11 protein-coding genes and 1 pseudogene are annotated in these 12,886 nt (G+C 73.0%); 8 read left to right on the top strand and 4 right to left on the bottom strand.

Annotated features, from left to right (window positions below; translation table 11 throughout):
- Window positions 1-77 precede the first annotated feature (77 nt).
- Window positions 78-1,535, top strand: a complete 1,458-nt coding sequence (locus AB0M88_RS22390) for an arabinofuranosidase catalytic domain-containing protein (RefSeq protein WP_364105127.1) — start codon at window positions 78-80, stop codon at window positions 1,533-1,535.
- Window positions 1,536-1,546: 11 nt separating this feature from the next.
- Here AB0M88_RS22390 and AB0M88_RS22385 read toward each other — a convergent pair whose 3' ends face one another.
- Both AB0M88_RS22385 and AB0M88_RS22380 read right to left on the bottom strand, forming a co-directional pair.
- Window positions 1,547-2,293: an MBL fold metallo-hydrolase gene (locus AB0M88_RS22385; RefSeq protein WP_364105125.1), complete on the bottom strand. Its 747-nt coding sequence runs from the start codon at window positions 2,291-2,293 to the stop codon at window positions 1,547-1,549.
- Between the two features lie 63 nt (window positions 2,294-2,356).
- The gene (locus AB0M88_RS22380) at window positions 2,357-3,130 is read right to left on the bottom strand and encodes a TetR/AcrR family transcriptional regulator (RefSeq protein ID WP_364105123.1); all 774 of its coding nucleotides are present in this window, start codon (window positions 3,128-3,130) and stop codon (window positions 2,357-2,359) included.
- Window positions 3,131-3,190: 60 nt separating this feature from the next.
- Between AB0M88_RS22380 and AB0M88_RS22375 the strand changes: the two are divergent.
- A pseudogene (locus AB0M88_RS22375) lies at window positions 3,191-3,916 on the top strand (ATP-binding cassette domain-containing protein); the annotation flags it as partial.
- Between the two features lie 44 nt (window positions 3,917-3,960).
- The gene (locus AB0M88_RS22370) at window positions 3,961-4,725 is read left to right on the top strand and encodes an ABC transporter permease (RefSeq protein WP_364105121.1); all 765 of its coding nucleotides are present in this window, start codon (window positions 3,961-3,963) and stop codon (window positions 4,723-4,725) included.
- Here the strand turns inward: AB0M88_RS22370 and AB0M88_RS22365 are convergent.
- Both AB0M88_RS22365 and AB0M88_RS22360 read right to left on the bottom strand, forming a co-directional pair.
- The gene (locus tag AB0M88_RS22365) at window positions 4,722-5,576 is read right to left on the bottom strand and encodes an LLM class flavin-dependent oxidoreductase (RefSeq protein WP_364105119.1); all 855 of its coding nucleotides are present in this window, start codon (window positions 5,574-5,576) and stop codon (window positions 4,722-4,724) included. The two genes, AB0M88_RS22370 and AB0M88_RS22365, sit on opposite strands and share 4 nt — an antisense overlap.
- Window positions 5,573-6,457 (bottom strand): ornithine cyclodeaminase family protein, encoded by an 885-nt coding sequence (locus tag AB0M88_RS22360; protein ID WP_364105117.1) that lies wholly within the window; start codon window positions 6,455-6,457, stop codon window positions 5,573-5,575. Before AB0M88_RS22360 ends, AB0M88_RS22365 begins: the two co-directional genes overlap by 4 nt.
- A 38-nt stretch (window positions 6,458-6,495) precedes the next feature.
- Here AB0M88_RS22360 and AB0M88_RS22355 point away from each other — a divergent pair, with 38 nt between their 5' ends.
- The 5 genes from AB0M88_RS22355 to AB0M88_RS22335 are packed head-to-tail and all read left to right on the top strand — an operon-like array spanning window position 6,496 to window position 12,885.
- Window positions 6,496-7,152, top strand: a complete 657-nt coding sequence (locus AB0M88_RS22355; protein ID WP_364105115.1) for a GntR family transcriptional regulator — start codon at window positions 6,496-6,498, stop codon at window positions 7,150-7,152.
- Window positions 7,149-8,327, top strand: a complete 1,179-nt coding sequence (locus tag AB0M88_RS22350) for an FAD-dependent oxidoreductase (protein ID WP_364105113.1) — start codon at window positions 7,149-7,151, stop codon at window positions 8,325-8,327. The genes AB0M88_RS22355 and AB0M88_RS22350 overlap by 4 nt, the downstream gene beginning before the upstream one ends.
- A gap of 12 nt (window positions 8,328-8,339) precedes the next feature.
- Window positions 8,340-9,578, top strand: a complete 1,239-nt coding sequence (locus tag AB0M88_RS22345) for a (2Fe-2S)-binding protein (RefSeq protein ID WP_364105111.1) — start codon at window positions 8,340-8,342, stop codon at window positions 9,576-9,578.
- Window positions 9,575-10,984 (top strand): FAD-dependent oxidoreductase, encoded by a 1,410-nt coding sequence (locus AB0M88_RS22340; RefSeq protein WP_364105109.1) that lies wholly within the window; start codon window positions 9,575-9,577, stop codon window positions 10,982-10,984. The genes AB0M88_RS22345 and AB0M88_RS22340 overlap by 4 nt, the downstream gene beginning before the upstream one ends.
- Entirely contained in the window at window positions 10,981-12,885 is a 1,905-nt protein-coding gene (locus AB0M88_RS22335; RefSeq protein ID WP_364105107.1) for a dihydrodipicolinate synthase family protein, read from the top strand. Before AB0M88_RS22340 ends, AB0M88_RS22335 begins: the two co-directional genes overlap by 4 nt.
- Window position 12,886 lies beyond the last annotated feature (1 nt).

Below are 12,886 nucleotides of genomic sequence, written 5' to 3'. Positions count from 1 at the left end.
ACGAGGATCGTCGATGGTTTGTGAACGTTCACATCCGGCGGCTCCCGCTTTCCCGCAGGCAGGCGAAAGGACAGCACATGAGATTCCGCTCCCTCCTCGCGGTGGCCGTCACCGCCCTCGTCGTCGGCATAGCGGCCCCGGCCCGCGCGGCCGGCACCGGCCCGTGCGACCTCTACGCGAGCGGCGGCACCCCCTGCGCCGCCGCGCACAGCACCACCCGGGCGCTGTTCGGGTCGTACAACGGGTCGCTCTATCAGGTGCGGCGCTGGTCCGACGGCGCCACCAGCAACATCGGGGTGCTCAGCGCCGGCGGCTACGCCAACGCGGCCGCGCAGGACTCGTTCTGCTCGGGCACCTACTGCACGATCGTGCGGATCTACGACCAGACGTCGCACCACAACGACCTGACCATCGCCCCCGGCGGCGGCGCCAACCCCACCGGCGACCAGGGCGCGAACGCCGCCGCGCTGCCGGTGACGGCCGGCGGCCACAAGGTGTACGGCGTCTACATCTCGGCCGGCAACGGCTACCGCGACAACAGCACCAGCGGCGTGGCCACCGGCAGCGCGCCCGAGGGCATGTACATGGTCACCGAGGGCACGCACGTCAACGACCGCTGCTGCTTCGACTACGGCAACGCCGAGACCAGCAACAACGACACCGGCAACGGCGACATGGACGCCATCAACTTCGGTACGGAGTGCTGGTTCTCGCCGTGCGCGGGCGGCCCCCGCGTGCAGGCCGACCTGGAGAACGGCCTGTTCGCCGGCGGCAACGGGTCGAACACCGCGAACACCGGCCGCAACAGCGCCTTCGTGGCGGCCGTACTGAAGAACAACGGCACCACGACGTACGCGATCAAGGACGGCAACGCGCAGTCGGGCGGTCTCGCCACCCGCTACAACGGATCCCTGCCGGCCCAGGCGGGGTACAAGCCGATGACCAAACAGGGCGCGATCATCCTCGGCATCGGCGGCGACAACAGCAACGGCTCGGTCGGCTCCTTCTTCGAGGGCGTGCTGACCAGCGGCTATCCGTCCGACGCGACCGAGAACTCGGTCCAGTCCAACATCGTCGCGGTCCGCTACTCGAACTCCGTCAGCTTCCCGGCCAACGGCGGCACCTACCGGCTGACCAACCTGGCCAGCGGCAAGGTGCTCGACGCCATCAACTGCGGCACCGCCAACGGCACCCTGCTCGACGTGTGGCAGCCGCTCGGCAACACGTGCCAGCAGTGGAAGTTCGCCAACGCCGGCGCCAACAAGTGGACGCTGACCAACGTCAACGCCGGCAAGACCCTCGACGCGGTCAACTGCGGGTGGGCGCTCGGGACGGCCGTCGACCTGTGGCAAGGGCTCGGCAACACCTGCCAGCAGTGGGCGGTCGTCCCGGCCGGCAACGGCCGCTACGAGCTGGTGGTCGAGAACAGCGGCATGGTCCTCGACGACGTGAACTGCGGGACCGCCGACGGCACCCGGGTCGACCTCTGGATGTGGCTCAACAACACGTGCCAGCTCTGGTCGATCGCCTCGTGAGGAAGTGCCTCTCAGGCAACGGGCAGGCCGGCCGCCAGCGCCTTCAGAGCCTTGGAGGCGCCAGCGGTCAGTGGCTCGCCGTGCCCGGGCAGGATCGCCTTGACGTCCAGGGTGGCCAGCTTGCGGACGCTGGCGTTCGCCCGGGTCTCGCTCTCCGTGTTGGGCGGGTCGGAGCCTTCGAGGCCGTTGCTCGTCCGCAGGGCGTCCCCGGCGGCCAGGATGCCGGTCGACGGCTCGAAGACCGAGATGTGGCCGTTGGTGTGGCCCGGGGTCTCGATGATCCGCAGGCCGAACACCTCGTCGCCGTCGGCGACCGGCGTCAGCTCCTTCGGCGAGGCGATCGAGTACAGGTCGCCCACGCCGCAGTAGAGCTTGGCCTTGACCAGCGGCGCGATCTCGGGCAGCCCGCCGACGTGGTCGGCGTGCATGTGGGTCAGCACGATGTGCTTCACCGACTTCCAGCTCGCGCCGGCCGCCTCGAGCCCCTGCTCGATCGCCGCCTCCGACCCGATCGTGCCGAGGTCGACGATCGCCGCCTCTTTCCCCCGGACCAGGATGTACGCGGCCACGATCGTCCGGTCGACCCGCCGCCAGTCGCCGGCCACCGCCCCACTGGCCGCCGGCACCGGCGTCTCCGAGGCCTCGATCGGCGCCGGTGGCGGCGGCGAGGACGAGCAGGAGCCGAGCACGGCCACCCCGAGCGCGCCGGCCCCGGCGGTGAACAACAGCCGGCGGCGCGACAACCACAGTTCCCCCATGCCCAATGATTAAAGCCGTCGAGCTCAGAGCCGTCGAGTGCCGTAGCTTCCCGTCAGTGGTGGCTAGCCCCTGATCAGAGCGGCCAGGCCTTCGATCACCCGGTCGAGGCCGAACGAGTATTCGTGCTCCACATCGAACGCCGCCTGATGCGCCTCGCCGGCCGCCTGCCCGACGCGGCCGGCGACCGGAAAGCGGGCCGGGTCGAACACCTTGGAGAGCGCCGGCGCGGCGGCCTCCCACCACTGGGCATCGGTCATGCCGCTGCGCTGCGCGGACCGTTCCGCCTCGACCTTGCGCCGGACCACCCCTTCGACGTGGGTCAGCACCAGCGTGAGCGCGGCGTCCATCTGCAGGTCGGTCAGCCCGATGCCGTCGAGCGCGCGCAGCTCCCGGTCGTATTTGGCCAGCGTGTTCGGGCCGAGCCCGGGCCGTCCGGTGAACGCCTGCAGCATCCACGGATGGCGCAGGTACATCGCCCGGTTGGCGGCGGCGACCGCGCGCAGCGCCTCCGGCCAGGCGACCGGCTCGGCGGCCGGCTCGACGGCCAGCTCGGTGACCACCTCGCCGTGCACCGACTCGAGCATGGCCTCGAGCAGCTCGGCGCGGGAGGCGACGTACGTGTAGAGCGACATCGTGCCGACGCCCAGCTCCTCGGCGACCCGCCGCATCGACAGCGGGCCCAGATCCCGGTCGGCGTCGGCGATCCGGACCGCCGCGGCGACGATCTGCTCGGTGGTGAGCGCGTGGCGCGGCCCGCGCCGGGGCAGCTGACGGGTTCCCCAGAGCAGCGCGATGGTGCGGGCGGGATCGACATTGCCGCTGCTCTCGGAGGTCACGGCCTCCAGCATAACGACGCTACTCCGTAGACCGTACGGAAAGCGTGCTAGCCTCTCCGTATGGCATACGGAGAAGCAACGGGAATCCGGGCGCGAGGCCTGCGCAAGCACTACGGCGGCCGGGCGGCGCTCGACGGGTTCGATCTCGACGTAGCGCCGGGGACGGTGTGCGGCCTGCTCGGCCCCAACGGGGCCGGCAAGACCACGGCCGTACGCATCCTGGCCACCCTGATCCGGGCCGACGCCGGCGAGGCGAGCGTGGCCGGAGCCGACGTCGCCCGCGACCAGCGGGAGGTGCGCCGCCGCATCGGGCTGGTCGGGCAGAAGGTGTCGGTCGACGAGATCCTGACCGGCCGGCAGAACCTGGAACTGTTCGGCCGACTCGGCCATCTGGCGGCCCCGGCGGCCCGGCGGCGGGCCGCCGACCTGCTGGATCAGTTCGGGCTCGCCGCGGCGGCCGACCGGCCGGTCGCCGGCTACTCGGGCGGGATGCGCCGGCGGCTCGACCTGGCGGCGGGGCTGCTGCACGAGCCGGCCGTGCTCTTCCTCGACGAACCGACCACCGGGCTCGATCCGGCCGCGCGCCTCGACGTCTGGGACCGGGTCCGTGCCCTCGCCGCGGCCGGCACGACCGTGCTTCTGACCACCCAGTATCTCGAGGAGGCCGACCGCCTGGCCGACCGGATCGTGCTGATCGACGGCGGCCGGGTGGTCGCCGAGGGCACCCCGGACGAGCTCAAGGCCCGGGTCGGGCCGGACCGGGTCGAGACGGTCGTCCGCAAGCCGAGCCTGGACGAGGTTTTCCTGGCGCTGACCGGGGAGGCGGCCCGATGACCACGGTCGTCCTGACCCGCCGGATCCTGCTGCACTGGCGGCAGCGTCCGGTCTCGATCGCGGTCACGCTGCTGTTCCCGGTGTTGATCGTGCTGATGTTCGGCTACCTGTTCGGCGGCGCGATGGCCGTGCCGGACGGGCGCTACCTCGACTTCCTCCTCCCGGGCATGCTCGCCACGACGATGCTGTTCGGCCTCGAGTCGATGGTCACGGCGGTCACCGCCGACGCCGCCCGCGGCATCACCGACCGCATCCGGGCGATGCCGGTCAGCGGGCTGGCCGTGCTGACCTCACGCTGCTGGGCCGACCTGCTGAACGCGCTGGCCGGGCTGGCCGTCATGATCGCCGCCGGGCTGGCCGTGGGCTGGCGCCCGGCGAACGGTCCCCTGGCGATGGCGGCCGCCCTCGGACTGCTGCTGTGGCTGCGCCTGGCGTTCGGCTGGACCGGCATCTATCTCGGACTGCTGCTGCGCACGCCCGAGTCGGCGGTGGCCGTGCAAATCCTGGTCTGGCCGGCCGGCTTCCTGTCCAGCGCGTACGTCTCCCCGAGCACCATGCCCGCGTGGCTGGGTGCGGCGGCGGAGTGGAACCCGCTCTCCGCCACCGCCACCGCGACCCGCCACCTGCTCGGCAGCCCGGCCTGGACCGACCACTCCTGGCCGGCCACCCACAGCGTCCTGCTGGCGCTGCTGTGGCCCGCCCTCCTGGCCCTGCTCTTCGCACCCCTGGCCAACCGCCAGTACCAAGCTCTGGAACGCTAACCGAGCCCGTGCGCCTCCAGCACGTAGCCGAGCGCCTCGCGCGCGACCCCCCGCTCATCGGGCCGCGGCCAGTGCACGCTCACCTCGGTGAAGCCCAGCTCCGCCAACCGCCCGACCGTGTCCACATAGCGTTCGCGGCTCTCGAACGGCCACTGCACCTCGACGCCGATCTGCACCGCCCGGCGGAACCCGGCGCGCTTCTCCACGAGCTTCGACTGCTTCTCCAGCGCGGCAAACCATTGCGAAGGCTCCACGGTCGGACCATAAGGCCCGTACGTCACCCAGCCCTGTCCCAGCCGCGCCGCCAGAGCGAGCGACCGCGGCCCGGTCCCCGCCACTGTGAACGGCAACCGCGGCGTCTGCACACACCCCGGCAACTGATGAGCGTCGACCGCCGAATAGAACGAGCCACGACGGGTCACGACCGGTTCGCGCAGCAACTCGTCCAGGAATTCGAGCCACTCCGCGAACCGGTCCATCCGCTTCTTCAGCGGCAGCGGCTCATCGCCGAGCACGGCCGCGTCCAGTCCCTCGGTGCCCGCTCCCACGCCCAGCTCGATCCGGCCGTCACTGATCTGGTCGAGCGTCATCAGCTCCTTGGCGAACGGCACCGGATGGCGGTAGTTGGGGGTAGCCACCTGCACACCCAGCCGCACCCGCGAGGTGACCATCGCGGCGGCGGCGAGCAGCGGCACGAATCCGTACCACGGGTTGTCCTTCAGCAGCGGCCAGGTCAGATGGTCATAGGTCCAGACCGACTGCACCCCGGCCGCCTCGGCCTCCCGCACCTCGGCGAGAAAGGCCGAGATCGGGTGGCGGTCCGGCAGCACGAGTGCCGACAGCGCGATCATGCGGCGTCCACCACGGCGGCGGCGATCACGAGATCCTCCCAGCCCATCCCCACGGTTTTGATCAGCCTGGGCCGGGCGGGGGTGGTGCCCCGGACCAGATCGGAGAATGTCACGAGCTCATCCTCGCCGATCACGCCCTCGGCGAGCGCGTGCACGACGTCACCGGCCTCGCGCGTCGCCACCGCCCGCGACTCGACCAGCACCCCGGCGCGGCGCACGGTCTCGGCGTCGACCTCGCGGGCGTCCGGCTCGTGGGATCCGACGGCGACCACGACGGCGTGCGGCGGCAGCAGTTCCCCGGGAAAGAGCGGCGTGCGGGCGGTCGTGCAGCAGGCCACGATGTCGGCCTCGGCGACCGCCGACGGCCCGGCCGCTTCGGCGCCCGGACCCAGGGAACGGACGAAATCGGCCCGGCGCGAAGGGTCGCGCCCGATCACCCGTACGGAATCCAGGGGCCGGACGGCCCGCAGCGCCCGCACGTGGCCGAGGGCCTGGGGTCCGGTTCCGAAAACGACCAGCCGCCGGGCGTCGGGCGGCGCCACCAGGTCGACGCCGAGGGCGGAGACCGCGGGCGTGCGGAGCGACGTCAGCGCGGCACCGTCGAGCAGAGCGCGCGGCACCAGCGTCTCGGCGTCGAAGAGCACGTAGACGCCGTGGATGCGCGGGAGGCCGCGACCGGGGTTGCCGGGCACGACGCTGACCAGCTTGATGCCGGCGACCGGCCCGGCGCTCGACGGCATGATGAGCACCTCGCCGCCCCCCAGCCGCACCGAGCCCCGCGGCGGCTCGGACTCCGGGTCGAGGCCCGCGGCCAGCGCCGCCCGCAGCGCGGCGATCGCTCGCGGAAATCCGAACCCGGCGACGTGATCAGCGTCCAGCACGGCCTGTACGATGTCACATACCACTGAGGGAGGCAAACATGGCGATCGGCCCGTTGCGCACCGCCGGCAACTTCCGGCACCTGGTGGAGGACGCGGTGTCGTCGGCCATCGTCAGCGGCGAGTTCCCGCCCGGCACCATGCTGACCGCGCCGACGCTGGCCGCCCGGTTCGACGTGTCGGCCACCCCCGTCCGCGAGGCGCTTCTCAATCTGGAGAAGCGCGGCTTCGTCGAGATCGCCCGCAACAAAGGCTTCCGGGTCACCGAGGTCAGCCGGCACGACCTCGAGCAGATCGTGCAGATCCGCCAGTGGCTCGAGGCGCCACCGATGCGCGAGCTGGCCGGCCGCATCCCGGGCGACCGGCTGGCCGCGCTGCGGGCCGAGGCCGAAGCGATCGTGACCGCCGCGGCGGCCGCCGACCTGCGGGCCTATCTCGACGCCGACACCACGTTCCACCTCCACCTGCTCAGCCTGACCGGCAACGACCGCCTGGTCACGCTGGTCGGCGACCTGCGGCAGCAGACCCGGCTGGTCGGCCTGGCCGGCCTGCTCGGCACGCCCGAGCTGGCCCGTTCCTCGGCCGAGCACCAGACGCTGCTCGACCTGCTGTCCGACGACAAGCCGGCCGCCGCCGAGGAGCTGATGCGCCACCACATCGGCCACGTGACCGGCTGGTGGAGCGGCAGGTCCGAATGACCGGCGTGGTGGTCGTCGGCGCGGGCGTCGTCGGCGCGGCGGTGGCCCGCGAGCTGGCCACCGCGGGCGTCGCGGTGACGGTCGTCGACCGTGCGGCCGCGGCCGGCGGCACGTCGTCGGCCGGCGAGGGCAACCTTCTGGTGTCCGACAAGGGTCCGGGCGCCGAGCTGGCCCTGGCGCTGCGCTCGCTGACGCTGTGGTCCGGGCTGGCGGCGGCGCTCCCGGCGGAGCTCGGGCCGGCCTTCCCGAGCATCGAACACGACCCAAAAGGCGGCCTGGTGGTTGCCACGACGGCTTCCGGTGCGCTCGCGCTGCGCGATTTCGCGGCCTCCCAGCGTACGGCCGGAATAGTCGCCGACCCCCTCGACGCCGCCTCGGTGGCCGCGCTGGAGCCCGATCTGACCCGCGACTTCACGGCCGCGGTCCACTACCCGCAGGACGCCCAGGTGCAGCCGGCCATCGCGACCGAGGCGCTGCTCGCCTCGGCCCGCCGCCGGGGAGCCGTGGTGCGGCCGGGCGCCGAGGTGCTCGGCCCGGTGATGGACGGCCCGCGGCTGGCCGGCGTCCGCACCTCGGCCGGCGACCTGCCCGCCGACCACGTCGTGGTGGCCGCCGGCCCGTGGTCGGCCGAGGTCGCCCGGCGCCTCGGGGTCGTGCTGCCGGTGCGCCCGCGCCGGGGCACGCTGCTGGTCACCACCCGCATGCGGCAGCGCATCCACCACAAGGTCTACGACGCCGACTACGTCGGCGCGGTCGAGTCCGACGACGGCGCGCTCCAGACGTCGAGCGTGATCGAGTCGACCGCCTCCGGAACCGTGCTGATCGGCTCGTCCCGCGAGCAGCGCGGCTTCGACGACCGCATCGAGGAGCCGGTGCTGGCGGCGATCGCGGCCAAGGCGATCACGCTGTTCCCGTTCCTGGCGTCGGCCGCGGTGATGCGGGCCTACGGCGGCTTCCGCCCCTTCGTCCCCGACCACCTGCCGGTCGTCGGCCCCGACCCGCGCCTGCCCGGCCTCTGGCACGCCACCGGCCACGAGGGCGCCGGCATCGTCCTGTCGGCCGCGACCGCCGAGCTGCTGGGCGACCTGATGCTGGGCCGCCCCCCGCGCGTGGAGGCCGCCGCCTTCGCCGTCGACCGGCCGACGCTGGCCCCTTTTCTCGACGGTAATGTGTGACATACTACTGACGTGGCAGCCCGCATCTCCCCCTCCGACGACCCGGTCCGCCCCGGCCCGACCACCCCGCTGACCGTCCAGGTCGACGGCGTCGCGGTCCCCGGCCTGGCCGGCCAGACCATCGGGGGCCTCCTGCTGGCCGCGGGCCGCTCAAGTTGGCGCACCTCCCGGCGGGGCCGCCCCCGCGGCCTCTTCTGCGGCATCGGCATCTGCCACGACTGCCTCCTGACGGTCAACGGCCTCCCCGACGTCCGAGCCTGCCAGCGCCGAGCCGCCGACGGCGACATCATCACCACCGCCGACCCTGACACCCCAGCCACCGCGCCCGCGCCGGCAGACACCGACAACCCGGCCGCGCCCGGTCCAGCCACTGCAGACAGGCCCAAGGCCGCCGGCGCGCCGGGCGCGGTGGGCGCCGCAGACGCGGTGGGCGCCGCAGACGCGGTCGGTGCCGCAGACGCGGCTGGTGCCGCAGACGCGGCTGGTGCCGCAAACCCGGCTGGTGCCGCAAACCCGGCCGGTGCCGCAAACCCGGCCGGTGCCGCAAACCCGGCCGGTGCCGCAAACCCGGTGGGCGCGGTAGGTGCCGCGGACCCGGTCGGTGCGGTGGACCCGGCGGGCGCGGTGGACCCGGTCAGTGCAGCGGACCCGGCGGGCGCGGTGGACCCGGCGGGCGCGGCGGACCCGGCGGGTGCGGCGGGTGCCGCAGACCCGGTCGGTGCAGCGGACCCGGCGGGTGCGGCGGACCCGGCGGGTGCGGTGGGTGCCGCAGACCCGGTGAGTGCCGCAGGCGCGGTCGAAGCTCCAGGCGCGGTGGAAGCCCCAGTCGCGGCGGAAGCCCCAGGCGCGGGCGGCGCGAGCACTGTGGGTGCCGCCGGCGCAGCGGGCGCCCCAGACCCGGTGGGCACCTCAGGCGCGGTCGGCACCCCAGACCCGGTGGGCACCCCAGGCGCGGTCGGCACCCCAGACCCGGTGGGCACCCCAGGCGCGGTCGGCACCCCAGACCCGGTGGGCACCCCAGGCGCGGTCGAAGCCCGAGAGGCGGTGGGTGGCGCCAGCGCGGTGGGTGCCGCCGGCGCAGCGGGAGCCCCAGGCGCGGTGGGCGCCCGAGGCGCGGTGGAAGGCTCAGTCGCGGTGGAAGCCTCAGACCCGGTGGGTGCCCCAGACGCGGTGGATGAGGTGGCCTCAGCGGGCGCGAAGGGCTCAGCGGACGCGAAGGGTTCGGCCGACTCCGCGGGTGGCGGGCGATGAGCGCGGCGACGCCGGACGTGCTCGTCGTCGGGGCCGGGCCGGCCGGGCTGGCGGCCGCGCGCGCCGCGCGCCGGGCCGGGGCGTCGGTGGTGCTGTTGGACGCGGCGGCCGATGTGGGCGGGCAGTTCTGGCGGCATCTTCCCGTGGAACGCCCGGCCGCCCGGGAAAGCGTTCTGCACCACGGGTGGGAGCGGTTCACCATGCTCCGCGAAGAGCTCGCCCGCGACCCCGGCTGCGAGGTTGTCACCAGCGGCCAGGTCTGGATGGTGGAGCGCCGGGATGACGGCGCCCCGCGCGTACACGTGCTGGAGGGACCGGCCGACGGGATAGACCGGCGTCGCCGGGCGTTCGAGCCCGGGGCCCTGATTCTGGCGACCGGGGCCGCCGAGCGGACCCTGCCCTTTCCGGGGTGGGATCTGCCCGGTGTCTTCACCGCCGGGGCCGCCCAGGCGCTGGCCAAGTCCGAGCGGATCGCGGCCGGCCGTCATGTCCTTGTCGCCGGTGCGGGCCCCTTCCTGCTTCCGGTCGCCACGAGCCTGCTGCGGACCGGCGCCCGCGTGAAGGGCGTCCTCGAAGCCAACCGCTGGTCCCGTATCGCCAAGGGGTGGGGTGCCCGGCCGCAGGAGCTGTTTGCCGCCCGGCGCAAGGGCTCCGAGCTCGCCGGCTATCTCGGCGATCTCGCCCGGAACCGGGTCCCCTATCGCACCGGCACCGCCGTCGTCGCCGTCCACGGAAGGGACCGTGTCGAGGCCGTGACGACCGCGCGGCTCAACCCCGACTGGTCCCGTAAGCCCGGCACCGAGCGCCGCGTCGAGGTGGACGCCGTCTGTGTCAGCCACGGCTTCGTGCCCCGGGCCGAACTGGCCATAGCGTCGGGTTGTCAGACCGATGCCGACGGCAGCGTGATCGTCGATCGGAATGGTCGAACCAGCGTCCGGGGCGTCTTCGCGGCCGGTGAGGTCACCGGCATCGGCGGCTCCGACCTGGCCCTGGCCGAGGGCACGATCGCCGGGACGGCGGCGGCCGGGTGGACGCCGAAGGCTGCCGACCGGCGGCAACGGAAGATACACGAGCGCTTCCAGGTCCGGCTCGAGGCCGCCCACGGCATCGGGCCCGGCTGGCCGGCGTGGCTCAGCGACGACACGGTGGTCTGCCGCTGCGAAGACGTCACCGCCGGTGACCTCCGGGAGACCGCCGCCGCGACCGGATCCCGCGGCCTGCGGTCCCTGAAGCTCAGCACCCGCGCCGGTCTCGGCCCCTGCCAGGGCCGGGTCTGCGGGCGCACGGTCGAAGAGCTGCTGGCGAGTCAGCGCCTCCTCGACCCGGGCCGGACCAGCAGCCGGCCGATCGCCGCCCTCATCCGCCTCGGCGAACTAGCCGCCACCGACGTGAAGGACGAGAAATGACCAACGATCTGCGCGGCGTGATCGTCGCCGCCGCTCTCCCCTACCGCGAGGACCCGACGGCCCCGGCCGGCCTGGCCGTCGACTACGACAAGTACGCCGAGCACTGCGACTGGCTGATCCGCAACGGCTGCCGTGGTGTCGGCCCGAACGGTTCGCTCGGCGAATACTCGTCGCTGACCGACGAGGAGCGCCGCCGCGTCGTGCAGGTCGCCGTCGAGGCGGTCGCCGGGCGCGGCGTGGTCATCGCGGGTGTGCACGGCCCGGGCTGGCACCAGGCGAAGCACTGGGCCGAGCTGGCGGCCGAGGACGGCGCCGACGGGGTGCTCGCCCTGCCGCCGACAATGTACCGGGCCAGCCACGGCCAGGTCGTCGAGCACTACACGAGGATCGCCGAGGCCGGCCTGCCGATGATGATCTACAACAACCCGTACGACACGAAGGTCGACCTCGTGCCGGAGCTGGTCGCGGAGATCGCGAAGATCGACCAGGTCAAGGCGATCAAGGAGTTCAGCGGGGACGTCCGGCGGCTGTTCGAGATCCGCGAGCGCGCCGACATCGACGTGGTGGCCGGCGCCGACGACGTACTCTTCGAGCTGATGGCCGACGGCGCCGTCGGCTGGTTCGCCGGTTTTCCCAACGCCTTCCCGGCCGAGTCGGTCCGCCTCTACGACCTGATGGTGGCGGGCGAGTTCGACAAGGCTCGCGAGCTCTATCGGAGGTTCGTGCCGGTCTTCCGGTGGGATTCGCGCACCGAGTTCGTGCAGGCGATCAAGCTGAGCATGGACATGGTCGGGCGCTTCGGCGGCCGGTGCCGGCCGCCCCGGGGGCCGTTGACCGCCGAGCAGGAGCGTCAGGTCCGGCGGGAAACCGAGCGGGCGTTGAGAACGCGGGGAGCTGAGATGCGCGCGAAGAGGATGTTCACGGCCGTCGACTCGCACACCGAGGGGATGCCCACCCGCGTGGTGACCGGCGGCATGGGGACGATTCCCGGGGCCACGATGAACGAGAAGCGCCTCCATTTCATCGAGCACCTGGATTCCGTACGCCGGCTTCTGATGAACGAGCCGCGCGGCCACGCCGCGATGAGCGGCGCCATCCTGCAGCCGCCGACCCGGCCGGACGCCGATTTCGGCGTCGTCTACATCGAGGTGTCGGGCTGTCTGCCGATGTGCGGGCACGGCACGATCGGCGTGGCGACCGTGCTGGTCGAGACCGGCATGGTCGCGGTGACCGAGCCGGTGACGACGATCCGGCTCGACACCCCGGCCGGGCTGGTGGTGGCCAAGGTCGAGGTCAGCGACGGGCACGCCGATTCGGTGACGCTGGAGAACGTGCCCGCCTACTGCGACCGGCTCGACGGCCGGATCGAGGTCGAGAAGTACGGCTCGGTGCCGTACAGCCTCGCGTTCGGGGGCAACTTTTACGCGATGGTCGACCTCGACGCGGTCGGGCTGCCGTTCGACCGGGCCCGCCAGCGCGACATCCTCGACGCGGGACTGTCCATCATGGACGTCATCAACCAGCAGGATCCGCCGAAGCACCCCGAGATCGACGGCGTCGACCACTGCCACCACGTCGAGTTCATCGCGCCCGGCTCGACGGCCCGGCACTCCCGGCACGCGATGGCCATCTATCCGGGCTGGTTCGACCGATCGCCCTGCGGCACCGGCACCTCGGCCCGCATGGCCGAGCTGTGGGCCCGCGGCGAGCTGGCGATCGGCGACGAGTTCGTCAACGACTCGTTCATCGGCAGCCGTTTCACCGGCCGCCTGATCGGGGAGACCACCGTCGCGGGCATCCCCGCGGTGCTACCGACGATCACCGGCCGGGCCTGGGTGACCGGCATCGGCCAGTACCTGCTCGACCCGACCGACCCCTATCCGACCGGTTTCGAATTCTGAG

The sequence above is a fragment of the Actinoplanes sp. NPDC051411 genome (assembly GCF_040682075.1).
Classification (GTDB): domain Bacteria; phylum Actinomycetota; class Actinomycetes; order Mycobacteriales; family Micromonosporaceae; genus Actinoplanes.
This window is presented reverse-complemented; position numbering and strand designations above follow the sequence as displayed.